This is a genomic window from Paenibacillus sp. P4_E11 (genome assembly GCF_056401635.1).
The window spans coordinates 1-866 of record NZ_JBFUIX010000598.1 but is presented as its reverse complement, the minus strand read 5'-3'; the positions used below and the strand labels follow the sequence as shown (position 1 = coordinate 866).

Genomic DNA, 866 nt, shown 5'->3' with positions numbered 1-866 from the left:
AGGGACTTTAGCCCCACATCCAACACAAGCCATTTTAGTCGGGCATACCGAGTCAATTGTACATATCCCTCCCACAACCTTTGACATGGTGCCGACCTTTTCTCGGTAATCATCGTAGATCTCTTTAAGTTCGTCCGGTCCCCTAAGAATGCCTTTTTGAATATCGACATATGAGATCCAGTTTTCATGAAGTGAGTTTATGGATTCCGAGACTTGCTGAGCTGTGGGAGCAGAATAGTAAGAAGTCACCTCAATGTCCTTCTGGTGGAGTAGAGTTTTCACAATATCGACTGGGATTTTCTCGGTTTGAACCGCATGTGTGGCAAACGCATGTCTCAAAAGATGAGCCTTTAAAACAACTTGATTGCCTTCTGCGGATTGAATCACAATCCCATGCAAAAAAAAGCGAAGGATCGCATTAATTGAAAACACGTTGATGTGCCTGGACTGGTACTGAAAGATGTACCTCCTATTCGGCATTAAATGTTTTCTGCTTTCCACATCATATTCCACCTCAGGTATCGCATCGAACTTATAAGATTCCTTTAGCATCTTCAGTATTTCCGTCATAAATTTGAAGACTTCTTCCGGCATATAATAGTTCTCCGGTTCTTCCCTACCTTTAGGAATCAGACGGAAAATTCATTTATTATTTGCTGCGCCGGTAATTGCAAAAAAAGCCCGAGGTTTCCGCGGACTTAGTTTGTCTTATGCATATTGCAATCGGTAGAGCTGTGCGTACCGCCCGGAACGCTCCAACAAACGATCATGGTTCCCTTCTTCCACTGCCTCTCCATTCTCCATGACGATAATACGGTCTGCGTTTGTACATATGTCTCATTCGATCCATCAGCAGGCGGATCGGG

General features: G+C 44.0%; 1 protein-coding gene. It reads right to left on the bottom strand.

Features of this window, described 5'->3' with window-relative positions; translation table 11 throughout:
• On the bottom strand, nt 1-594 hold a 594-nt coding region (locus tag AC1DWB_RS36330; RefSeq protein ID WP_477545897.1), incomplete at its 3' end, for a site-specific integrase.
• Nucleotides 595-866: the final 272 nt, after the last annotated feature.